This window comes from Amnibacterium sp. (genome assembly GCF_025463795.1).
GTDB lineage: Bacteria > Actinomycetota > Actinomycetes > Actinomycetales > Microbacteriaceae > Amnibacterium.
In genome coordinates this window covers 1-21,997 of the sequence record NZ_JAODBE010000128.1, presented here as the reverse complement: position 1 = coordinate 21,997, position 21,997 = coordinate 1, and the positions used below count along the sequence as shown (strand labels likewise).

Below are 21,997 nucleotides of genomic sequence, written 5' to 3'. Positions count from 1 at the left end.
CCACTCCTCGCCCCGGGCGCAGGACCGCTCGGAATCGCTCTCGGCCTCAAGCGGCCCGGGCCTACAGTACCGACGCCTCCGGAGGTGCCGCCTGTCGGAACTCCACAACCTCCTGCGCCGCACGCAGCAGATCGTCCACTGACTCCTGCTCCCCGATGCTCACCCGCAGGCCCTCGCCGGCGAACTCCCGGACGGTCAGCCCCCGGCGGTGGAAGACCTCGGCCGCCTCTCCGGCGTCACCCGGGACCGGGAGCCAGACGAAGTTGCCCCAGGGCCGCGGAACGGGCCAGCCCTGCGCCACGAGCGCACGCCAGACCGTGTCCCGGCGCCGGGCGATCGCGTCGACGCGCTCGAGCAGGGCGTCCTCGTGGTCGAGCGAGACGAGCGCGGCGAGCTGAGCCGGTTCGGTCACCGACAGGGGGATCGCGGTCGATCGGGCGCCGGCGAGCACGGCGGGGTCGCCGACCGCGTAGCCGATCCGCAGGGCAGCGAGGCCCCAGGCCTTGGAGAAGGTGCGCAGGACGACCACGTTGCGCAGCCGCCCCTCGCGCTGGGCGGCGACGACGAGGTCGCCGTCCGCGCCTCCGCTGCCGGTGGAGAACTCCCGGTAGGCCTCGTCGAGCAGGACGAGCACGTCGTCGGGCAGGGCCTCGAGCAGCCGGTCGAAGTCGGCTTGGGGCACGACGGCGCCGGTGGGGTTGTTCGGGGTGCAGACGATGACGACCCTCGTGCGATCGCTGACGGCCGAGATCATCGCGTCCACGTCGTGCGCGCCCTCGGCGTCGTTCGGCACCCGCACGCCGGTGGCTCCGGCGACGGTGACGAGGCCGGGGTAGGCCTCGAAGCTGCGCCAGCTGTGGAGCACCTCGTCCCCGGGGCCTGCCGCGGCCTGGATGAACTGGGCGAGCAAGGAGACGGACCCCGCGGCGACGTGGATGGAGGAGGTGTCGACGCCGTGCCGATCGGCGAGCCGCTGCCGGAGGGCTGCCGCCGCGCCGTCCGGGTACCGGTTCAGAGCGGTCGCCGCGGCGACGCGCTCCGCGACCTGCGGCAGCGGCGGGAAGGGGTTCTCGTTCGAGGACAGCTTGAACCCGCCCTCAGGGGGGTTCCGGCCCTGCCGGTACGCCGCGAGCGCGGCGATCTCCGGCCGCAGCCGCACGGGCGGGGAGTCGCTCATGGGCCACGATCCTAGGAGCCTCGTCGATCGCGGGACGGCCCGCCCTGCCATAGTTGGTGCCATGCGCCGGTTCGTCGTCCGAGTGGTCGGGAACGCGATCGCGCTCTGGCTGGAGACGCTGGTGTTCGCGGCGTTCGGCGCCCGGGACGCTCTCCACGTCTCGCCGTACGGCCCCGACACGGTGGCCCTCGTCCTCACCTACCTGCTGCTCGGACTGCTCTTCGGCGTCGTGAACGGCGTGCTCGGCACGGCGATCCGCATCGTGGCCTTCCCGCTGTACCTGCTCACGCTCGGGCTCATCTCGCTGGTCGTGAACGGGCTCCTGTTCCTGCTGGTGGCGTGGATCAGCGGCCTGATCGGCTTCGGACTGGTGGTCGGCGGGTTCGGGTGGGGCGTGGTCGGCGCGCTCGTGCTGGCCGTGCTCAGCTGGCTGATCGGGCTCCTCCTGCGGCCCCTCAGCGGTCGCGAGGAGGCCTGACCCGCCGATCGGCCCGCACGAGCACGATCCGGCCGCCGGACGCGGTGAGGAACGGCCGCACCCCCCGCTCGAACGCGGTGATGCGGGGATCCCGGCTCGCATCGGCGAGCGCCAACGTCTCCCGGTAGGCCGTCAGCGCGTGCGGCTTCACCCCGGCCGCGAAGGGGACGAGGGGCGGCCCGGGCGGGGCCCCGCCCCCGTAGAGGCTGCGCCGGATCACGACGCGGTGGAGGCCCCCCGCGCCCGCGGCGGCGAGCCCGCCGAGCACGGGGACGAGGTCCTCGTCGTGCTCGACGGCGAGCTCCGGCACGTGCGCGGGCACCTCGAGCTGCCCGGTCGGCCCACCGAGCGTCACGACGCCCCGCACGTCGAAGGCGCCGCGTTGCGCGAGGCGCACGGCGTCGAGCGCGCCCTGGGAGTGCCCGACGAGCAGCACCGGGTCGTCCGGGCGAACACCGGCTCGCTGCATGGCGGCCGCTACGGCCCGTTCCGAGTCGCTGGGCCGGCCGTCGACGCCGACGACGTCCGAGCGCAGGTCGAAGGGCTCGTCGCCGGAGTCGGGGGAGAAGGTGATGGTGCCGCAGATGTAGACGATCCACCGCGACCGGTCGCCCGGCAGGGGATACCGCTCGAGCCGCAGCTGGGTGCCGCCGGGATCGACCTCGGGGGTCCGCTCGCCGAGCCCCGCGAGCGAGCCGGGGCCCTCGACAGCGCCCGGCAGCAGGGACGTCCTGAGCGCGATCGACAGGCTCCCCACCGGGAGCAGCGCGGCGAGCGCGGACGCCGTGGACGCCGTGCCGGAGGGGGAGTCGGGGTCGTCGCGCACGAGGTCCTCCGGACGCTCGGACAGCGCGAACCCGCGCACGAGATCGTCGCTCGAGGAGAGCGCGCGCCGCAGGTCGGCGAGCACCAGCGGATCGAGCTGAGGGTCGATGCGGCCGGTGGCGAGGAGTTCCCGCAGACCGGCGCCGACCGCCGCCGAGCCGAGCAGGAGTCCGCCGACGGTGGCCGGGACGAGCACGAACCCCGGCCCGAGCACGGTCATGCCCAGCCGGGTGCCCGCGCCGACCAGGGCCGCACCACTCGCCCAGACGCCCTGCTGCAGCCCGGCCACAGTCCGCTCGACCACGCCGTAGCGCTCGGCCGCCGCCCACAGGCCCGCACGGGTCTGCGCCAGCTCGGCCGCGGTGCTCCTGGCGCGGTCCGCGGCCTCCAGCGCCGACGCCAGGGCCGCGGGCAGGCCCTGCCAGCCCGGATCCGCAAGGCATCCCTCGATCCGGCCGCGCAGCAGCGCCAGCCGCTCGCCGAGCGCGTCGAGCCGCCGCGCCGCCGCCTGCATCGCGGGGGTGTCCACCGCGATCGATCCGCCGCCTGCGACCGTGATCCCCGGTGTGCTCACCGCACGTCCTCGAGCGCCGCCGCGGCGCCGTGCAGCGCGGCCCGCAGTCGCAGCAGTCCGACCGTGAGGCGCGCGACGGCCGCCTGGTACTCGAGGGCGGCGACCGACGCCCAGCCGTCGAGCATCGGGTCGGGCGACGGGAGCTCGTCGGCCTCGGCCGCCAGCGCGGCGAGGCGGAGGGCGAGCGCGGCGGTCGCGCCGGACGGCGGCTGGAGCATCGGATCCTCCCGCCCGCAGCCTGCCGTCGCAGGAGGCACGGTGACGAGGATCGCCCGCAGGGGTGCGGGTCCGCCGGGATCCCCCTCCCTGGGGAGGAGCCGTCGCCGCGCCGACCGGCAGAATGGGGTGCCCCCGCCTCCGAGGAGAGCCATGCCCCCGCTGTCCGCCCAGCCGCTGTCGCCGCTCGACGGCCGGTACCGCGCCCTCACCGAACCGCTCGCCGAGCACCTCTCGGAGGCGGGTCTCAACCGGGCCCGCCTGAAGGTCGAGGTGGAGTGGCTCATCGCCCTCACGAACGCCGGCGTCGCCGGAACCGCGCCACTCGCCGACACCGACCAGGCCGATCTCCGGGCACTCGTCTCCTCGTTCGGCGACGCCGAGGTCGCCGAGCTGGCCCGGATCGAGGGGCGCACGCGGCACGACGTGAAGGCCGTGGAGTACCTCCTCCGCGACCGCCTCGACCGACTGGGGCTCGGCCGGCTCGCCGAGCTCACGCACTTCGCGTTCACCAGCGAGGACGTGAACAACCTGGCCGTCGCGCTCACCGTGCAGGAGGCTCTGCTCACCGTCTGGCTGCCCGCGTTCGACGCGGTGCTCGACCGGCTCGTCGAGAAGGCGCACGCGTGGGCCGCGGTCCCGATGCTCGCCCGAACCCACGGGCAGCCGGCGACCCCGACCACGATGGGCAAGGAGCTCGCCGTCTTCGCCCACCGCCTGCAGCGGCTGCGGCGAGGGGTGCTCGCGGTGGAGATCCTCGGCAAGTCGAACGGTGCGAGCGGCGACTACGCCGCCCATGTGGTGGCGGCGCCCGAGGTCGACTGGGAGGACCTCTCGCAGCGGTTCGTCACGGGTCTCGGTCTCACGTGGAACCCGCTGACGACCCAGATCGAGTCCCACGACTGGCAGGTCGAGCTGTACGGGCGGCTGACGCACGTCAACGGCGTCCTCCACAACCTCTGCACCGATGTCTGGCTCTACATCGCCGACGGCGCGCTGAGGCAGCTGCCGGTCGAGGGCGCGACGGGTTCGTCGACCATGCCCCACAAGGTCAACCCCATCCGGTTCGAGAACGCGGAGGCGAACCTCGAGCTCTCGACCGGGATCCTCGGCACCCTCGAGCGGACCCTCGTCACCAGCCGGCTGCAGCGGGATCTGACCGATTCCTCGACGCAGCGGAACATCGGCACCGGTCTCGGCCACGCGCTCGTCGCCCTGGCCAACCTCGCCAGGGGCCTCGACGAGGTCGACGTGGACGTGGCCGGGCTCGCGGCCGACCTGGAGGCGAACCAGGAGGTGATCGGCGAGGCGATCCAGACGGTGGTCCGCGCGGAGATCGCCGCCGGCCGGAGCGGTCTGTCGAACCCGTACGAGCTCGTCAAGGAGCTCACGAGGGGCCGCCGTGTGTCCGCGGCCGACCTGGCGGCCTTCGTCCGGGGTCTCGACCTCGAGCCGGCGGTGCGAGACCGGCTCGCAGCACTCACGCCCGCCACCTACACGGGCCTCGCGGAGCGACTCGTCGACCACCTCGGCGACTGAGGGCGGTCAGTCCTTGCGGTCGCGGCGCTTCCGCTCGCGCATCAGCACCGGACCGTCGGACGGATCCGTCGGATCGGACGTCTCGATCAGCGCCAGCATCGCGAGCAGCAGCAGGGCGGCGATGAACGCGACGCCGGCGAAGATCGACGCGAGCGAGAGGTCCCGGGTCGTGATCAGCACGACCACGCCGACGAAGCCACCGACGAGCGCCGCCATGACGACGAGCTCGATCGGCCGGAGACGCTGACGGCGGGTCGGGGAGGTCACCGGACGGCTCCCTCCCGGCGGGCGATCGAGACCGCCGCGATGCCGAGGTAGACCGCCACGACCGCGCCCCAGGCCGACAGCACACCGACGGCGAAGATCGAGTCGGGTAGCAGGATCGCGAGCATCACCCCGACGAGCAGCTCGAGGCCACCCACGGTGATCAGATCGCGAGACGCGGGTGACGCGTCCGCCCGACGCAGCCCTGACAGCACCTCCAGCACGCCTGCGCCGAGGAACCCCGCGATCTCGGCGGACAGCAACGCGCCGACGGTGGCGCCGCCGACCATGGCGACGGACAGGACGCCGACGACCACGAGCACGGCCCCCCGCAGCACGACGAGGAGCCGGCCGGCCCGCGAGACCGCGAATCCGCGGACGCCTGCGGCGATGACCGCGCCCTGCGCGACGGCGAAGACGCCGAACACCGCGAGCCCGAATGCGGGCGTGTGGTCGGCGGAGAACGTCACGACCACCGCGAGCACGGCGACGACCACGGCCCGCAGCGCGGTGAAGGCGGTGAGGGACGCGCGCCTGGGCGCGACGGGGGTCGCGGTGGACACCGGGCGACCTCCTCCGCTCACGCCTCGCGGCGCGAGCACGGCGGCCAAGATTACGCCACGGCGATGTCGGCGAAGCGCGAGTAGCGGCCGTGGAAGGCGACGGTGATCGTGTCGGTGGGGCCGTTGCGGTGCTTCGCCACGATGAGGTCGGCGTCGGGGTTCGGCTGGTCCCGGTCGTACGCGCTCTCGCGGTGCAGCAGGATCACCATGTCGGCGTCCTGCTCGATCGATCCGGACTCACGGAGGTCCGAGAGTGCCGGCCGCTTGTCCGCGCGCTGCTCCGGACCACGGTTCAGCTGGGACAGCGCGATGACGGGCACGCCGAGCTCCTTGGCGAGCAGCTTGAGCGCCCGCGAGAACTCGCTGATCTCCTGCTGGCGGCTCTCGACCCGCTTGCCGCTCGTCATGAGCTGCAGGTAGTCGATGACGATGAGCTGCAGGCCGACCTTCTGCTTCAGGCGGCGGCACTTCGCGCGGATCTCGACCAGGCTCATGTTGGGGCTGTCGTCGATGTAGAGGGGCGCGTCGTTGATCCGCCCGCGTGTGGCGGCGATCTTCGTCCAGTCGTCGCCGCCCAGGCGACCCTTGCGCATGTCCTGCATCGAGATGGTGGCCTCGGCGGCCATCAGGCGCATCGCGATCTCGCTGCGCCCCATCTCGAGGGAGAAGAAGATGGTGGGCATCCGGTGCTTCACGGACGCCGCCCGCGCCATGTCGAGGGCGAGGGTGGACTTGCCCATGGCGGGACGGGCGCCGACGATGATCAGCTGCCCGGGATGCAGCCCGTTCGTGAGCTCGTCGAGCTGCTTGAAGCCGGTGGGAACGCCCGTCATCTCGCCGTCGCGGCCGGCGGCCGCCTCCATCTCGTCGATGGCGACGGTGACGGCGTCGGTGAGCGGGACGTAGTCCTCGGTGGCCGACTCGCGCGCGATGCCGAAGATCTCGGCCTGCGCCTGGTTGAGCAGGTCCATGGCGTCGCCCTCGGCGCCGTAGCCGAGCTGCGCGATGTGGGTGCCCGCCTGGACGAGCCGGCGCAGCACGGCCTGCTCGGCGACGATCGACGCGTAGTAGCCGGCGTTGGCCGCCGTCGGCACGATGTTCGTGAGGGTGTGCAGGTAGGACTCGCCACCCGCGCGCTGGACGTCACCCGTGCGCACGAGCTCGTCGCCCACGGCGATCGCGTCCGTGGGCTCCCCGCGCGAGTAGAGGCTGAGGACGGCGTTGAAGATGACCTCGTGCTTCGGCACGTAGAAGTCCGCGCCGACCACGACCTCGAGCACGTCGGCGACCGCATCCGTCGACAGGAGCATGCCACCCAGCGCGCTCTGCTCCGCGAGCAGGTTGTGCGGAGGCGTGCGTTCACGCCGTTCGGCGCCAGGGCTGTCCCAGGCGTCCGGTGCGACGTCCCACTCCGTCATCGACATGCTGTCGTCCCTCCCTCCGTACGGTCCGCTCCGGTGCGGACCGCCCCGATCGCGCCCCGCGATGCCAGGAGTACCACCCCGTCCCGACACCGGTCCCCACCGCCTCGGCGAGCGTCGACGGTAATCCACGAGCTGTGCACAGGGGTGTGGACGACGCGCGCGGAGAACGCTCGTCCCCATGTGGAACACCTGTGGACAACTCGGGACGACCGAGTTCGAGAAGCACCTGGAAATCCGGGCCGACCGGGGGTTCTGCTTCTCCCCAGGAGCGCTGGGGATAACTGCCTTCAACCAATGATCGAAGGTATCTGCATGGCGTGTCGGCTTCCGGTCGTGGTAGCCCTCGGCCGTCGATCCGGGACGTCCCTGCGGGTGGCACGTCCGGCCCCCTGATGCGTCGGGCAGGACGACGAGGGCGCCGCCCCCGACGGATCGGAAGCGGCGCCCTCGGGGTGCTGCGGAGTCGCTCAGCGCGCCGCGACGACCTCCACCGTGACGGTGGCCGTGACGTCCTCACGGAGTCGCACGGAGGCCTCGTGGCTGCCGGTCGAGCGAATCGGCGAGGCGAACTGGATCGTGCGCCGGTCCACGCTGCCGAGGCCGGCGGCCTCGATCGCGTCGGCCACGTCGGACGGCGAGACCGAGCCGAACAGGCGGCCGGCCTGGCCGGTGCGGACGGCGAGACGCACGGGCTGGGCCTCGAGGCGCGCCTTCAGCGCTTGGGCGTCCTCCAGCGAGGCCGCCTCCCGCGCCTTGCGCGCCGCGCGGATCGTGTCGACCTGCTTCTGGGCGCCGCGGCTCCACGTCACGGCGAAGCCGCTCGGGATGAGGTAGTTGCGGGCGTAGCCGCCCTTCACCTCGACGATGTCACCGGCGGAACCGAGGCCGGAGACCTCGTGGGTGAGGATGAGCTTCGACATGTCGGCCCCCGATCAGCGGCCGGAGCCGGAGTAGGGGAGCAGAGCCATCTCACGCGCGTTCTTGACCGCGCGGGCGATGAGCCGCTGCTCCTGGACGGAGACACCGGTGATCCGGCGTGCGCGGATCTTGCCGCGCTCCGAGATGAACTTGCGCAGGGTGGCGACGTCCTTGTAGTCGATCACCCCGACCTTGATGCGCTTCGCGGGGGCGGCGGGCTTGCCGCCCTTGCCCCGCGTCGGCTTGCGGCTGTCGCCGCGCGACTTTCCTGCCATTGCAGTGGATTCCTTACGTCAGTACGTCTGCACGTACCGCAGTACGTGTGCCTGGATTGTGTGCACGAGACGGTGAGCCGATCTCGTGGACGGGAGGCCGGGCGCTCACGCGCGGCCGGCCGGACCACCTACGACGTCTTCGATCCGTGTACGGATCGAAGACCATCAGAACGGCGTCTCGTCGTCGTATGCGCCGGGTGCGCTCCAGCCATCGGCGGCGCCGCTGGTGGAGGGGGAGGACGAGGAGGTGCCGGGTGCGCCCCACGGGTCGTCGTTCTGCCGAGCGGCGCCGCCGCCGCCACCGGCGCCGACCTGGCCGCGGGGAGCACCGCCGCCCTGTCCGCCGCCGCCGCCACCGCTCGCGCGCGTGACCTGCGCGGTCGCGTAGCGGAGCGAGGGGCCGATCTCGTCGACCTCGAGCTCGATCGCGGTGCGCTTCTCGCCCTCACGGGTCTCGTAGGAGCGCTGCTTGAGCCGGCCGGTGGCGATGACGCGCGAGCCCTTGGCGAGGGAACCCGCCACGTGCTCGGCGAAGTCGCGCCAGACGCTCGCGCGGAGGAACAGCGCTTCGCCGTCCTTCCACTCGTTCGCCTGCCGGTCGAAGTTGCGCGGCGTCGAGGCGATCGTGAAGTTCGCGACGGCGAGCCCGTTCTGCGTGTACCGCAGCTCGGGGTCGCTCGTCAGGTTCCCGACGACCGTGATGATGGTCTCGCCGGCCACGACTACCTCGCCGCCGCGGCGGGACGCGGCGTGCGAGCCGGCCGCTTGGCGATCGCCTCGGCCTCCGCGGCCCGGGCGATGGCCTCCTCGGCGCGGAGCACCTTGGTGCGCAGCACGGCCTCTGACAGGCCCAGCTGGCGGTCGAGCTCCTGGGTGGCCGCCGCGGTCGCGGTCAGGTTGACCACCGCGTAGATGCCCTCGGTGTGCTTGTCGATCTCGTAGGCCAGCCGGCGCCGTCCCCAGATGTCGACCTTGTCGACCGTGCCACCGTCTTGACGGATGACACCCAGGAACCGGTCCAGACTGGGCGCGACGGTCCTCTCATCGATGCTCGGGTCCAGGATGACCATGAGCTCGTACTTGTGCGTCACTACCCCACCTCCTCTGGTCATGAACGGCCGCGGTCGTTCCGCGGCAGGAGGGTCTGACACGTCGCCCAGGGCCGATACGGCCGTCAGGGCAACCACGGCAGCCTAGTCGCTCGGCGGAACCCCGGCGAGCGGATCCCTCTCAGCCGATGACGGCGGATGGGGCGGGCCGGTAGGCAGGGCAGGCGGGGGAGGGACGGCTCAGGAGCGGGCGCGCCACCAGTCGTGCAGCCGGCGGACGGCCTCCTCCTCGCCGACCGGGCCCTCGTCGAGGCGCAGCTCGAGCAGGAACCGGTACGCCTCGCCGACCACCGGTCCCGGCGGCACGTCGAGCTCCCGCATGATCGCCTGCCCGTCGAGGTCGGGGCGGATCGCTCCGAGCTCCTCCTGCTCCCGCAGCTCGGCGATCCGCCGTTCGAGGTCGTCGTAGGCCGAGGCGAGGCGGCGCACCTTGCGGGGGTTGCGCGTCGTCACGTCGGCCCTGGTCAGGATGTGCAGCCGGGGGAGCAGCTCGCCGGCGTCCCGCACGTAGCGGCGCACCGCGGAGTCCGTCCACTGCGCCTCCCCGTAGCCGAAGAACCGCTGGTGGAGCTCGATGAGCGTCGCGACCTGCTCGACCTGCTCGTTGGGGAAGCGGAGCGCCTTCAGCCGCTTGCGGGCGAGCTTGGCGCCGACCGCGTCGTGATGGTGGAAGGTGACCTGCCCGCCTTCGAACCGGCGCGTCGCCGGCTTGCCGATGTCGTGCAGCAGCGCGGCCAGCCGGAGGACCAGGTCCGGCACGGCCCCGGGGAGGCGCTGGTGCTCGAGGTCGACCGCCTGCTCGAGCACGGTGAGGCTGTGCTGGTACACGTCCTTGTGGCGGTGCAGCGCGTCGACGGTGAGCCGCAGGGCCGGCAGCTCGGGCAGCACGCGGTCCGCGAGGCCGGTGTCCACGAGCAGCTCGAGGCCCGGACGGGCGATGTCGGTCGCGAGCAGCTTGATCAGCTCGTCGCGCACGCGCTCCTGCGAGACCACCTCGATCCGGTCGACCAGGTCGCGCATCGCCGCGGTCGCCGAGGCGTCGAGCGTGAAACCCAGTTGCGCCGTGAACCGCGCCGCCCGCATCATCCGCAGCGGATCCTCGTCGAACGACTCGTGCGGGGGCGACGGGGTCACGAGCCGCCGCTGCCCGATCGCGGTGATCCCGTCGGTCGGATCGACGATCGTGAGCGAGGGCAGCCGGACGGCGATCGCGTTGGCGGTGAAATCCCGCCGCCGCAGGTCGCCGTCGAGGGTGTCTCCGAAGACGACCTCGGGCTTGCGCGACGACGGCTCGTAGACGTCACGCCGGTAGGTCGTGATCTCGACGGTCTCCCCGGCCACGCGTGCAGCCACGGTGCCGAAGGCGCGACCCGCGTCCCAGCGCGCGGCGGCGAGCGGTCCGACGAGGCGGTCGACGACCTCCGGTCGCGCATCGGTCGTGAAATCCAGGTCGGTGACCTCGCGGCCGAGCAGCGCGTCGCGCACCGGGCCGCCGACCAGCGCGAGCTCGTGGCCGGCCTCCTCGAACGCCTCGGCGACCCGCCGCACTGCCGGACGCTCGGCGAGCGCCGCCAGCCGCGGCATGGCGGCGGCGACCGGATGCATGGCGCCCAGCCTACGAGCCGCATCCGGCGCGCGATCCGGGTCCCGGCGGGCCGTCCGGCCCCCAACGGGGGGTCGCCGTAGACTTCCCGCCATGCTGGGGACCGGGGGGCGCGCGTCCGGCTCGGCCAGGTGAGGACCGGGATCCGGCTCGCCACGGCCGCGGCCGTCGCGGCGGTGCTGAGCGCGGCCGGCGTCGCACCGGCGCACGCGGCGACGTCGACGCCCACCATGACGATCGCGCCGCGCAACGCCGGCGTCCTCGCCCCGGGATCGGCGCTCGACCTCGACCTCGCGATCACGAACCCGGGCACAGGCACCCTCGCGGGCGGGGAGATCCACGTCGCGCTCGAGCAGGCGCCGGTGCTGGGCGTCAGCACGCTCACCGACCAGATCGAGCACCCCGGAGCGGTGCTGCAGGGCTACCTCGTGGCGACGACCCGGTCGCCGTCGGTGCCGGCGGGCACGACGGCGCGGATGCACGTCCACCTCTCGAAGGCGGTGGTGGACAGCGTGATCGACGGCTCGGCCGGTGCCCGCCTCGTCGGGGCCGACCTGCGCGTCGGCGCGACGCCGGTCCTCGCCTACTCGGCGGTGACCCGGATCCCGAAGGGCTTCGGCGGCCGCGTGGGCCTCGGCACGGTCGTCCCGGTCACCGCTCCGGCGGGCACGACCGGCATCGTGCCCGCCGGCGAGCTCGCCACGCTCACCGAGCCGGGCGGCGAGTGGCATCGCGCCGTCGACGCGGCCGAGGCCGATCCCCAGGCGACGGTCCTGCTCGACCCCGAGGTCCAGGCCTCGATCCGACTCGCCGGCAGCGCCGCGCCCGACTCCGCGACGGGCCTGCTCGCCCGGCTGGGCGCGCTGCCCAACGAGGTGATCCGCCTGCCCTACGCCGACGGCGACGTGACGCTGCAGCGTGCCGCAGGCGCGCAGAAGGTGCTCGCCCCCACCTCGTTCGCCGGCGGCACGGTCGCCGCAGCCGTCCCGGGGGCCACGACGGGGCCCACCACGACCGGCTCGCCGACCCCCTCGCCCGCCCCGACGGCGGCGGCGACCCCGAGCGACTCCGCGCTGCTGCAGTGGGACTACTCGTCGACGGATGTGGCATGGCCGGTGCCCGGCAGCGTCAGCGCCGCCGACCTCCCCTTCCTCGCGGCGTCCGGCTACCCGGTGGCCATCCTCTCCTCCGCCGACATCGCCGACACCGCACGCCGGGTGGCCGGCGGCCCGCACGCGCGCGTCGGCTCGAACTCGGTGCTGATCGCCGACGCCACGGCGTCCCGCCTGCTCGCGACGGCGGCGGCGGGATCCGATGTGCGGCAGAGCGCGGCTCTCGCGGAGCTGATCGGCCTGCTGGGCACCGTCGCCCTCACCCACGAGGCGTCGTCGGTGCTGGCGGTACCGGCGCGCACCGGCGACGCACCGGCGCTGACCCGCGTGCTCGCGAGCCTGTCGGGGCAGAGCTGGATCACCGGCACCTCGCTGGCGACCCTCGCCAGCACCTCGTCGCCCACCGCCGTGCGGCTGCGGGCCGGAACGGTGCCGGCGGCGCGGCTGGCGCCGGCCCAGGCCGCGGTCCGCGACGAGGCGGCCGTCCGCGAGCTCGGCACGGCGATCCGGACCCGCGCGACCAGGCTCACCGGGCCGGAGCGGCTCGCCCTGCTCGGGGTGATGTCGACCTCGTGGCGGTCCCCGCAGCGGGGCTGGAGCAAGGCCGTGCGCGGGGTCGACTCGCAGCTCCGCCGCTTCGTCCGCAACGTGCGCTTCGACCACCTCGGCTCGATCACCTACGTCGGCGGCAGCGGCAGCCTGCCGGTCTACCTCACCAACCAGCTCGACGAGCCCGTGGAGGTCGTTCTGGCCGGCACCGCGAGCAATGGGCGGCTGCACATCCAGGGCACCGAGGTGGTCGACATCCCCGCCCAGGGCGGGGCGAAGGCCAAGCTGCCCGTGAAGTCGATCAGCAACGGCCAGGTCGCCGTCACCTTCACCATCAGGACGAAGGACGGCCACGTCATCGGCAAGCCCGCCACGGCGGACATCGCGGTGAACGCCGGATGGGAGGCGGTCGGGGCGGTCGTGTTCGTCGCCGCGATGCTCGCCCTGTTCGGCACCGGGGTCTACCGCAACGTCCGCCGGGCCCGGCGGCGGCTGAAGGGGACCCCGTGAGCAGCGCCACCGGCATCGGCAGGGCGAGTGCCATCCTCGCGTCCGGGACGATCGTGTCCCGCGTCCTCGGGTTCGCGCGCACCGCCCTGCTGTCGTACGTGATCGGCAGCCGCGGCTTCCTGCCCGACGCGTACAACGCGGCGACGTACGTGCCGAACAGCATCTACGCGATCATCGGCGGCGGCCTGCTGACCGCGGTGCTCGTGCCGCAGATCATCCGCGCGAGCAGCGGCGAGGATCGCGGCGAGGCGTACGTCAACAAGCTCGTCACCATCGCGGTGCTCGTCTTCGCCGTCGTCACCGTGGTGGTCACGGCCGCCGCCCCGTGGCTGATGCCGCTGTTCGTCTCGAAGGCGGCGACGCTCGCGATCGCGATCACGTTCGCCTACTGGAGCCTCCCCCAGCTCTTCTTCCTCGCCCTCTACAGCGTGCTCGGCGAGGTGCTGAACGCGAGGCGCTCCTTCGGCCCGTACACGTGGGCCCCGGTCCTCAACAACGTGGTGTCGATCGCGACCCTCGCGGCGTTCCTCGTGTTCTTCGGCGCCGCCGACTCCGCCCGGCCGCTCGGGCCGGGAGGGACCGTCCTCCTGGCGGGCGGAGCGACGCTCGGCATCGCCGCGCAGGCCCTCGTGCTGACCCTCGCGTGGCGCCGCGCCGGGCTGACCTACCGTCCTGACTTCCGCTGGCGCGGCGTGAACCTGTCCGCCACCGGGAAGGCGGCCGGCTGGACCTTCGGCATGCTCGTGCTCACCCAGCTCTCCGGCCTCATCGAGACCCGGATCGCCACCGCGGCGAGCGGTGGCGACGCCTCCGTGACGGTCATGTCGTACTCGTGGCTGATCTTCATGCTCCCGCACTCGATCGTCACGGTCTCGCTGATCACCGTCTTCTACCCGCGGATGAGCGAGCACGCGGCGGCGGGGGACCACGGCGCCCTCCGGGACGACGTGCGGCAGGCCCTGCGCATCGTGCTGCTCGTGATGGTGATGGCGGACGCCGCGCTCCTGGCCGCGGCGGTCCCGTTCTCCGCGTTCTTCAGCCGGTCGCCGGCCGACGCGCACGCGATGGCGCTCGTGCTCGTCGCCTACCTGCTCGGCCTCCTGCCGTTCACGGCCCTCTTCGTGGTGCAGCGCTGCTTCTACGCCCTCGCCGACACCCGGACGCCGTTCCGGTTCACCCTCGTGCAGCTCGTCGTGGTGGTGACGGGCACCCTCCTCTGCGCGCTGCTGCCCTACCGCTGGACGGCGGCCGGCATCGCCGCGGTGGTGTCCGTCGGCACCGTCGTGCAGTTCGCGGTGGCGGCACGCCTGCTGCGCCGCCGGATCGGGCCGTTCGTCGGGCCGGAGCTCGGTCGCGCGCTCACCCGCTACGTCGTCGCCGGGGTTCCCGCCCTGGCCGCGGGACTGCTCGTCCTCACGGTGACCGGCGGCTTCTCGGGCGGCTGGACGGTCGCGAGCCGCTGGGGCGGGTTCTCGGGAACCGTCCTGATCGGTCTCGTGGTGGTCGCCGTGTACACGGGCGTGCTCGCGGCCCTCAGGGCTCCCGAACTGGGGACGGCGATCCGCCTCGTCACCGACCGGTTCCGCCCGGCGCGCGCGGAATAGCGCACCGACGTGGCAGGTTTCAGCGGCAGAGTGGTTCGGCCGCTCACGAAGGAGACAGTTCGATGCGTCAGGTCCTCATCATCGGTTCCGGCCCCGCGGGCTACACCGCAGCGCTGTACGCCGCGCGTGCCGAGCTGAAGCCGCTGCTCATCGCGAGCTCGGTCGAGGCGGGCGGCGAGCTGATGAACACCACCGAGGTCGAGAACTACCCCGGCTTCCCCGAGGGCGTGCTCGGTCCGGACCTCATGGACCGGATGATGGAGCAGGCGAAGAGGTTCGGCGCCGAGATCCTCCTCGACGACGTGGTCGAGGTCGAGCTCGAGGGCGACGTGAAGCGCGTGCGGACGGGCAGCGGCAAGACCTTCGAGGCCCTCACCGTGATCGTCGCGACGGGTTCGGCGTACCGCCGGCTCGGTATCGACGGCGAGGACCGGCTCTCGGGCCACGGCGTCTCGTGGTGCGCGACGTGCGACGGCTTCTTCTTCCGGCAGAAGACGATCGCGGTCGTGGGCGGCGGTGACTCCGCGATGGAGGAGGCGACGTTCCTCACCCGCTTCGCCGAGAAGGTGTACGTGATCCACCGCGGCGACAGCCTCCGCGCGTCCAAGATCATGCAGCAGCGCGCGTTCGAGAACCCGAAGATCGAGTTCGTCTGGAACTCGACGGTCGCCGAGGTGCTGGGCGGCGACCTCGTCTCCGGCGTGCGCCTCACGTCGACCGTGGGCGAGCCCGACCGCGAGCTGCCGCTCGACGGGCTGTTCATCGCGATCGGGAACGACCCGCGCACCGAGCTGGTCGAGGGCGTCCTCGAGCTCACCGCGGCCGGCACCATCGCCGTCGACGGCCGCTCGTCCCGCACCTCCGTCCCCGGCGTCTTCGCCGCGGGCGACGTGCTCGACCCCACCTACCGGCAGGCCGTCACCGCCGCCGCGTCCGGGACCGTCGCGGCTCTCGACGCCGAGCACTACCTCGCGGACCTGCCCGCCGACCTGCTCGCTCAGGCCCTCGGCGACTCCGCTCCCGGCGAGGCGCCTGCAGCCGGCACCCCGCTCACGCCGTCCGGCCAGCTGGTCTGACGCGCGTAGGCTGCCGAACCGATCGATCCGTACCAGTCAAGGAGAAGAAGCGCGATGCGCGAAGTGACCGACGCGACGTTCGAGAAGGACGTGCTGCAGGCGGAGAAGCCCGTGCTCGTGGATTTCTGGGCCGCCTGGTGCGGCCCGTGTCGCCGGGTCGCACCGGTGCTCGAGGAGATCGCCGCCGAGCACGCGGACAAGATCGAGATCGTGAAGCTCAACGTCGACGAGAACCCGGAGACCGCGATGCGGTACCAGGTCACCTCGATCCCGGCCATGAAGCTCTACTCGGGCGGCGAGGTCGTGAAGACCGTCATCGGCGCGAAGCCGAAGCCGGCCATCGAGGCCGACCTCGCGAGCGTGCTGGCCTGACGCCACCCCCGCTCGGCGGAGGCCGAGCAGGCAGCCTGCCGTAGGCTCGACGCCGTCCGGGAGCCCGGGCGGCAGGAGGCTGGCGAGCACGTGACCGATCTGCAGGTGCCGGGCGACGACCTCGACCCCTGGCTCGGCGCCTACGCGGACCGCACCTCCGGCCTGTCGGTCAGCGAGGTGCGTGCGCTCTTCGCCGTCGCCTCGCGGCCGGAGGTCGTCTCGCTCGCCGGCGGTATGCCCTACGTCCGTGCCATTCCGCGGGAGCTGCTCGCCACGGCGATCGACCGGCTCCTGCTCACGGATGCGGCGGCGGCGCTGCAGTACGGGTCGGGCCAGGGCCTGCCGAGGCTGCGGGAGCACATCCTCGAGATCATGGCGCTCGAGGGCGTCAGCGCCTCGGTGGACGACGTGGTCACCACCACGGGGTCGCAGCAGGCGATCGACCTCGTCTCGAAGCTCTTCCTCGACCCGGGCGACGTCGTGATCGCCGAGGGCCCGAGCTACGTCGGTGCCCTCGGCGTCTTCCGGTCCTACCAGGCCGAGATCGTGCACGTGCCGCTCGACGACGCGGGGCTCGTCCCGGAGGCGCTCGAAGCGACGATCGCGTCGCTGCGCGCGGCCGGCAAGCGGCTCAAGTTCCTGTACACGGTGCCGAACTTCCACAACCCGGCCGGTGTGACGATGTCCGCCGAGCGCCGGCCGCGGATCGTCGACATCTGCCGCCGCGCGGGGCTGCTGATCATCGAGGACAACCCGTACGGCCTGCTCTGGTTCGACGCGCCCCCGCCACCGCCGCTCCACACCCTGAACCCCGACGGGGTCGTCTACCTCGGGTCGTTCTCGAAGACGTTCGCGCCCGGGTTCCGCGTCGGCTGGGCGGTCGCCCCGCACGCCATCCGGGAGAAGCTCGTGCTCGCGGCCGAGTCCGCGATCCTCTCCCCGAGCAGCTTCGCGCACTACCTCATCAGCGAGTACTTCGAGACGGTGGACTGGCGCAGCCAGATCGGCCGCTTCCGCGACGTCTACCGGGAGCGCCGCGACGCGATGCTGGACGCCCTCCGCACCTACCTGCCGAAGCTCACCTGGACCGTGCCCGACGGCGGCTTCTACGTGTGGGTGACGCTGCCGCCCGAGCTGCACTCGAAGCAGATGCTGCCCCGCGCCGTCCGGGAGCTCGTGGCCTACACGCCCGGCACCGGCTTCTACGCCGATGGCCAGGGCGGCGGCCAGATGCGGCTCTCCTTCTGCTATCCGACGCCGGAGGACATCCGCATCGGCATCCAGCGGCTCGCGTCCGTGATCGGCGGCGAGCTCGAGCTCGTCCGGGCCTTCGAAGGCACCGGAACCCTCGCGCCGCGGAGGCCCGAGAGGGCCGTCACCAGTCCGCCACCGGACCTCCGGTAGCGAAGGAAGGAACGCGCCCATGGCCGACACCGCTGACGTCGTGGTGCTCTCCGGAGGGATCTCCCACGAGCGGGACGTGTCGCTGCGCTCCGGGAGGCGCGTCGCCGACGCCCTCACGGGGGTCGGCTTCGGCGTGCGGATGCTCGACTCCGATCCGCGCCTGCTGCCCGCCCTGCTCGAGCGGCGGCCGAGCATCATCTGGCCCGTGCTGCACGGCGCGAGCGGGGAGGACGGCTCGCTCCGGTCGCTCCTCGACGCGGCGGGCCTGCCGTACATCGGCTCGCGCGGCGATGCGACCCGGCTCGCGTGGGACAAGCCGACCGCGAAGCGGATCGTGGCCACCGCGGGCGGCGCGACGCCGCGATCGGTCACGCTCACCCGTGAGGTGTTCCGGGAGATCGGCGCGCACGCCGCGATCGACGCGATCCTGGCGGCCTTCCCCGAGCCCGCCGTCGTGAAGCCGGCCAGGGGCGGTTCCGCCCAGGGCGTCACGGTCGTCGAGGAGCCCGACCGTCTCCCCCGCGCCATGATGGACGCCTTCACCTACGCCGACGAGGCGCTCATCGAAGCGAAGGTCACGGGCACCGAGATCGCCGTCGGTGTGATCGAGCACGAGGACGGCGCCCAGGCGCTGCCCGCCGTCGAGATCGTGCCCCGCTCCGGCGTCTACGGCTTCGACGAGCGCTACACGGCGGGGGCGACCCGGTTCTACACCCCGGCCCGCATCCCGGCGGCTGCGGCCGCAGCGGCGGGGGAGCTGGCCGTGCTGGCGCACACCGCACTCGGTCTGCGGCACCTGTCCCGCTCGGACATGATCGTCGACGCCGAGGGCCGGCCGTGGTTCCTCGAGGTCAACGTGATGCCCGGCCTCACCGAGACGAGCCTGCTGCCGCAGGCGCTCAAGTCGACGGGCCGCGACCTGGGCGACGCCTACGCGGCGTTGACCCGCCTCGCGCTGGCGCAGCCCTGACCTCGCGCCCTTCCGGAGTTTTCGAGCGGCACGCCGCTCGATCGGTCGGCGAGTCGGCGTGTCGCACGATTTCTCCGGAACGGCGCGATGAGACGTCAGGACTTGCGCTGCTCGAGCATCCGCTCGCGGACCTCGCCCTCTTCCCACGCCTGCTCGCCGATGTCGGCGAGGATGCGGTTGAGGTCGGCCACCGAGCCGAAGTCGATGACGATCTGGCCGTGCTTCGCGTTGAGGTTCACCCGCACGCGGGTGTCGAACCGGCTGCCGAGCCGATCCGCGATCTCGTCGAGGTGCTCGTTGCGCCGGCCGGTCGACTTCTTGGCCTTGCCCGGTCCCGCCATGCGGATGGCGGCCGCCTCGGACTGCCGCACGTTCAGCTCCTCGTTGACGATCTTGTCGACGAGACGGTCCATCAGCTCCGGGTCCACGACCGAGAGCACCGCGCGGGCGTGCCCGGCGGACAGCACGCCGGCGGCGACCTTCCGCTGGATGTGCTCGGGCAGGCGGAGCAGGCGGACCGTGTTGGTGATCATCGGGCGGGAGCGGCCGAGCCGGGCCCCGAGCTGCTCGTGCGTGATGCCGAAGTCGGCGATCAGCTGCTGGTAGGCCGATGCCTCCTCCAGCGGGTTCAGCTGGGAGCGGTGCAGGTTCTCCAGCAGCGCCTCGTGCAGCATCTGCTCGTCGGCGGTGTCCTTGACGACCGCGGGGATCGTCCGCAGGCCCGCCTGCTTCGTGGCGCGCAGCCGCCGCTCGCCCATGACGAGCTCGTAGCGGGCGTCCTCGCCGGGCGGGAGGGGCCGCACCACGATGGGCTGCAGCACGCCGTTCTCGCGGATGGAGTGGACGAGCTCCTCCATCGCCTCCGCGTCGAAGTCCGTGCGCGGCTGCTGCGGGTTGGGGCGGATGTCGTCCGGGTCGAGTGCCGCGAGCCGTGCTCCCGGCACCGCGACGAGGTCGTCGGTCGCCGTGGCGGTGGCCGTCCCCCCGATCCCCGGGGTGAAGAACGTGTCGACGGTGTGCTCGTTCATCGGGATCAGCGCGCCGATCCCCCGGCCGAGCCCTGTCCGCTTGGGCGCGCTCACGCGGCGGCCCCCCGGCGCGCGATCTCGGCGGCGGCCTCCAGGTAGGAGAGCGAGCCGGGCGAGCTCGGGTCGTAGGTGATGACGCTCTGCTGGTAGCTGGGCGCCTCCGAGATCCTGACGGACCGCGGGATCACGCTCCCGAGCACCTGCTGCGGGAAGTGCTCCCGCACGTCGTTCGCCACCTGGTTCGCCAGGTTGGTGCGGCCGTCGAACATCGTGAGCAGGATCGTCGACACGGCGAGGCTCGGGTTCAGGTGCTTCTCGATGAGATCGATGTTCCGCAGCAGCTGGCTCAGGCCCTCGAGCGCGTAGTACTCGCACTGGATCGGGATCAGCACCTCGGTCGCGGCGACGAAGGCGTTGATCGTGAGCAGGCCGATCGACGGCGGGCAGTCGATGAAGACGTAGTCGTACGGGTCCTCGACCGACTCGAGGTAGGCCTTCAGGGCGGTCCGCAGCCGCTGCTCACGCGCGACGAGCGAGACGAGCTCGATCTCGGCGCCCGCGAGGTGGATCGTCGCGGGAACGCAGTCGAGTGTCGGGAACTCGGGGCTCGACTGGACGACCTCCTCCATCGGCGTCTCGCCGATGATGACGTCGTAGACGCTGGCCGTGTCGTGGCGGTGCTCGACGCCGAGGGCCGTCGATGCGTTGCCCTGCGGGTCGAGGTCGATGGCGAGGACCCGCATGCCGGACTTCGCGAGCGCGGCGGCCAGGTTCACCGTGGTGGTCGTCTTGCCCACCCCGCCCTTCTGGTTTGCGACGGTGAAGATGCGCGTCGCCTTCGGCTTCGGCAGCGCGGTCGACTGGATGCGCGCGCGGCGGCGCGTGATGTCGGCGAGCTCGCGGGCGAGCGGAGTCGAGTCGTCGAAGCCGGAGGAGCCTCGTGCCTCGAGGGCTGAGCTGGGTTTCACAGCGGTCCTTGGTGGTGGGGGAGCGGGCCGGACGCGGCCACGGTCAATCGGGCACTGTAGCCGTGAGGACCCGCGTTTCCAGGGAGGCCATGCCCGTTCCGACGATCTCCACACGCAGGTCCCTCAGTCGGAGCCGCCGGATCACCCGGTCGGCGGCGCGGATCTCCTCCTCGACGCCGGCTCCCTTCATCAGCGCGATGGAACCGCCCGGCCGCACCAGCGGCACGACGACGGGCAGCAGCTTCTTCAGCGCGCCGACCGCACGCGCGGTCACGACCTCGAACCGCTCGCCGACCTCCTCGGCGCGGGCGCGGCGGACGAGGACCTGCTCGAGGCCGAGCCGGGCGATCTCGTCCTGCAGCCACACCACGCGACGCTCCATCGGTTCGATGAGGGTCATCCGCAGGTCCGGCCGGGCGGCGGCGAGCACGAGGCCGGGCAGCCCCGCGCCGCTGCCGACGTCGGCCACCGCCGATCCCTCGGGGATCAGCGGCGCGACGAGGCCGCAGTTCAGCAGGTGCCGGGTCCACAGGCGCGCCGGTTCGAGCGGGCCGATGAGCCCGAGCTCGACGCCGTGCTGCGCGAGGTCCGCCGCGTAGCGGCGCACGAGCGGGAGACCGGCGCCGAAGACGCGCTGCGCGACCTCGGGCTCCGGCTCGACCGGTTCGGTCACGCCGGGGTGAGCACGATGTGCCGGCCCGGTCCCTCGCCCTCGGAGTGCGAGCCGAGGCCCTGGGCGGCGGCGAGGTCGTGCACCAGCTTGCGTTCGTAGGACGACATCGGCTCGAGCGGGAATCGGTCGTCGCCGGTCGCGAACGCGTCCGCCGCGCGCTGCACGAGCGTCGCGAGATCCCGCGAGCGCTGGTCGCGGCTGCCGCCGATGTCGAGCGTCAGTCGGGCGAAGTCGCCGGTTCGCGTCTGCACCGCGAGCCGGGTGAGCTCCTGGAGGGCGCCGACGGTCTCCGCGCCGGACAGCAGCCGCAGATCGCCCCCGCTCACCACGAGCGTGGTGCGGCCGTGCTCGTCCTCGATGTCGATGTCCCCGTCGAGGTCCGCGATGTCGAGCAGCCCCTCGATGTAGTCGGCGGCCAGGTCGCCGACGTCGATGGACTCGTCGTCGTCGGTCGCGTTCCCACCGTCGACCGACGCGGCGTCCGCATCGGCCGATCCTTCGGCGGCGCCGTCGCGCTCGGTCGCCTCCTCGAGGTCCTGCACCACGTCGGCCTCCGCCGGGGTCGCGCCCTCGTCGGTCGTGCTCCTGCTCGTCGCTCCCCTGTCCGCTTCGCGCGGGCCTTGCTCACGGGCTGGCTGCGCTGGGTGTTCGTGCGCGGCGCCGGCACGACCTCGGCCTCACTCGTCGCGCCGGCGTCGGCGCCGGCGACGTCTTTTTTCCTGGCCGCCCTCTTCGCGAGCCGCGCCTCACGGGCCTTCGCGGCCTC

General features: G+C 72.8%; 23 protein-coding genes. 8 read left to right on the top strand and 15 right to left on the bottom strand.

The features are described from left to right. Positions 1 to 61: 61 nt before the first annotated feature. Positions 62 to 1,177, bottom strand: coding sequence for a histidinol-phosphate transaminase (locus tag JWQ92_RS11460; protein WP_297344589.1), 1,116 nt, complete (start codon positions 1,175 to 1,177; stop codon positions 62 to 64). A 61-nt stretch (positions 1,178 to 1,238) separates the two neighbouring features. Between JWQ92_RS11460 and JWQ92_RS11455 the strand changes: the two genes are divergently transcribed. Beyond that, positions 1,239 to 1,655 (top strand): phage holin family protein, encoded by a 417-nt coding sequence (locus JWQ92_RS11455; RefSeq protein WP_297344588.1) that lies wholly within the window; start codon positions 1,239 to 1,241, stop codon positions 1,653 to 1,655. Here the strand turns inward: JWQ92_RS11455 and JWQ92_RS11450 are convergent. Both JWQ92_RS11450 and JWQ92_RS11445 read right to left on the bottom strand, forming a co-directional pair. After that, positions 1,633 to 3,054 carry a hypothetical protein gene (locus JWQ92_RS11450; RefSeq protein ID WP_297344587.1) on the bottom strand — a complete coding sequence of 474 codons (1,422 nt, stop codon included), beginning with the start codon at positions 3,052 to 3,054 and terminating at the stop codon, positions 1,633 to 1,635. The genes JWQ92_RS11455 and JWQ92_RS11450 overlap by 23 nt on opposite strands. Next, the gene (locus JWQ92_RS11445; RefSeq protein WP_297344586.1) at positions 3,051 to 3,272 is read right to left on the bottom strand and encodes a hypothetical protein; all 222 of its coding nucleotides are present in this window, start codon (positions 3,270 to 3,272) and stop codon (positions 3,051 to 3,053) included. The genes JWQ92_RS11450 and JWQ92_RS11445 overlap by 4 nt, the downstream gene beginning before the upstream one ends. A 151-nt stretch (positions 3,273 to 3,423) precedes the next feature. On the opposite strand from JWQ92_RS11445, the gene purB reads away from it, so the two are divergent. Next, a complete protein-coding gene (gene purB / locus JWQ92_RS11440) occupies positions 3,424 to 4,809 on the top strand; it encodes an adenylosuccinate lyase (protein WP_297344585.1) in 1,386 nt (461 codons plus the stop codon). A gap of 6 nt (positions 4,810 to 4,815) precedes the next feature. Here purB and JWQ92_RS11435 read toward each other — a convergent pair whose 3' ends face one another. The 8 genes from JWQ92_RS11435 to JWQ92_RS11400 form a co-directional block, all read right to left on the bottom strand. Further along, positions 4,816 to 5,076 carry a hypothetical protein gene (locus JWQ92_RS11435; RefSeq protein WP_297344584.1) on the bottom strand — a complete coding sequence of 87 codons (261 nt, stop codon included), beginning with the start codon at positions 5,074 to 5,076 and terminating at the stop codon, positions 4,816 to 4,818. Further along, a complete protein-coding gene (locus tag JWQ92_RS11430) occupies positions 5,073 to 5,636 on the bottom strand; it encodes a hypothetical protein (protein ID WP_297344583.1) in 564 nt (187 codons plus the stop codon). Before JWQ92_RS11430 ends, JWQ92_RS11435 begins: the two co-directional genes overlap by 4 nt. Before the next feature lie 50 nt (positions 5,637 to 5,686). Beyond that, positions 5,687 to 7,054, bottom strand: coding sequence for a replicative DNA helicase (gene dnaB, locus JWQ92_RS11425; protein ID WP_297344599.1), 1,368 nt, complete (start codon positions 7,052 to 7,054; stop codon positions 5,687 to 5,689). Between the two features lie 473 nt (positions 7,055 to 7,527). Further along, the gene (gene rplI, locus JWQ92_RS11420; RefSeq protein WP_297344582.1) at positions 7,528 to 7,980 is read right to left on the bottom strand and encodes a 50S ribosomal protein L9; all 453 of its coding nucleotides are present in this window, start codon (positions 7,978 to 7,980) and stop codon (positions 7,528 to 7,530) included. Between the two features lie 12 nt (positions 7,981 to 7,992). After that, on the bottom strand, positions 7,993 to 8,253 hold the full coding sequence (gene rpsR, locus JWQ92_RS11415) for a 30S ribosomal protein S18 (RefSeq protein ID WP_297344581.1): 261 nt from the start codon (positions 8,251 to 8,253) through the stop codon (positions 7,993 to 7,995). 165 nt (positions 8,254 to 8,418) lie between these two features. Further along, the gene (locus JWQ92_RS11410) at positions 8,419 to 8,973 is read right to left on the bottom strand and encodes a single-stranded DNA-binding protein (protein ID WP_297344580.1); all 555 of its coding nucleotides are present in this window, start codon (positions 8,971 to 8,973) and stop codon (positions 8,419 to 8,421) included. A 2-nt stretch (positions 8,974 to 8,975) separates the two neighbouring features. Continuing rightward, positions 8,976 to 9,344: a 30S ribosomal protein S6 gene (gene rpsF, locus JWQ92_RS11405; RefSeq protein ID WP_297344579.1), complete on the bottom strand. Its 369-nt coding sequence runs from the start codon at positions 9,342 to 9,344 to the stop codon at positions 8,976 to 8,978. A gap of 198 nt (positions 9,345 to 9,542) precedes the next feature. Beyond that, on the bottom strand, positions 9,543 to 10,967 hold the full coding sequence (locus JWQ92_RS11400) for a CCA tRNA nucleotidyltransferase (protein ID WP_297344578.1): 1,425 nt from the start codon (positions 10,965 to 10,967) through the stop codon (positions 9,543 to 9,545). Between the two features lie 129 nt (positions 10,968 to 11,096). Between JWQ92_RS11400 and JWQ92_RS11395 the strand changes: the two genes are divergently transcribed. The 6 genes from JWQ92_RS11395 to JWQ92_RS11370 all read left to right on the top strand — a co-directional run bounded on the left by JWQ92_RS11395 (position 11,097) and on the right by JWQ92_RS11370 (position 18,562). Beyond that, positions 11,097 to 13,136: a DUF6049 family protein gene (locus JWQ92_RS11395; protein WP_297344577.1), complete on the top strand. Its 2,040-nt coding sequence runs from the start codon at positions 11,097 to 11,099 to the stop codon at positions 13,134 to 13,136. Continuing rightward, positions 13,133 to 14,740, top strand: a complete 1,608-nt coding sequence (gene murJ, locus JWQ92_RS11390; RefSeq protein WP_297344576.1) for a murein biosynthesis integral membrane protein MurJ — start codon at positions 13,133 to 13,135, stop codon at positions 14,738 to 14,740. Before JWQ92_RS11395 ends, murJ begins: the two co-directional genes overlap by 4 nt. A gap of 62 nt (positions 14,741 to 14,802) precedes the next feature. Further along, the gene (gene trxB, locus JWQ92_RS11385; protein ID WP_297344575.1) at positions 14,803 to 15,816 is read left to right on the top strand and encodes a thioredoxin-disulfide reductase; all 1,014 of its coding nucleotides are present in this window, start codon (positions 14,803 to 14,805) and stop codon (positions 15,814 to 15,816) included. A gap of 54 nt (positions 15,817 to 15,870) precedes the next feature. Next, positions 15,871 to 16,188 carry a thioredoxin gene (gene trxA / locus JWQ92_RS11380; protein ID WP_297344574.1) on the top strand — a complete coding sequence of 106 codons (318 nt, stop codon included), beginning with the start codon at positions 15,871 to 15,873 and terminating at the stop codon, positions 16,186 to 16,188. Between the two features lie 90 nt (positions 16,189 to 16,278). Then, on the top strand, positions 16,279 to 17,592 hold the full coding sequence (locus JWQ92_RS11375) for a PLP-dependent aminotransferase family protein (RefSeq protein WP_297344573.1): 1,314 nt from the start codon (positions 16,279 to 16,281) through the stop codon (positions 17,590 to 17,592). Positions 17,593 to 17,611: 19 nt separating this feature from the next. Next, complete coding sequence (locus JWQ92_RS11370; RefSeq protein ID WP_297344572.1) at positions 17,612 to 18,562, top strand: D-alanine--D-alanine ligase; 951 nt, start codon at positions 17,612 to 17,614, stop codon at positions 18,560 to 18,562. 95 nt (positions 18,563 to 18,657) lie between these two features. Here the strand turns inward: JWQ92_RS11370 and JWQ92_RS11365 are convergent, their stop codons facing one another. From JWQ92_RS11365 to JWQ92_RS11350, 4 genes are read right to left on the bottom strand one after another with little or no spacing between them, the layout of a single operon-like run. After that, positions 18,658 to 19,590 (bottom strand): ParB/RepB/Spo0J family partition protein, encoded by a 933-nt coding sequence (locus tag JWQ92_RS11365; protein ID WP_297344598.1) that lies wholly within the window; start codon positions 19,588 to 19,590, stop codon positions 18,658 to 18,660. A gap of 50 nt (positions 19,591 to 19,640) precedes the next feature. Beyond that, on the bottom strand, positions 19,641 to 20,558 hold the full coding sequence (locus JWQ92_RS11360) for a ParA family protein (RefSeq protein ID WP_297344571.1): 918 nt from the start codon (positions 20,556 to 20,558) through the stop codon (positions 19,641 to 19,643). Positions 20,559 to 20,601: 43 nt separating this feature from the next. Beyond that, positions 20,602 to 21,231 carry a 16S rRNA (guanine(527)-N(7))-methyltransferase RsmG gene (rsmG, locus tag JWQ92_RS11355; protein ID WP_297344570.1) on the bottom strand — a complete coding sequence of 210 codons (630 nt, stop codon included), beginning with the start codon at positions 21,229 to 21,231 and terminating at the stop codon, positions 20,602 to 20,604. Further along, the gene (locus JWQ92_RS11350; RefSeq protein ID WP_297344569.1) at positions 21,228 to 21,776 is read right to left on the bottom strand and encodes a R3H domain-containing nucleic acid-binding protein; all 549 of its coding nucleotides are present in this window, start codon (positions 21,774 to 21,776) and stop codon (positions 21,228 to 21,230) included. The genes rsmG and JWQ92_RS11350 overlap by 4 nt, the downstream gene beginning before the upstream one ends. Positions 21,777 to 21,997: the final 221 nt, after the last annotated feature.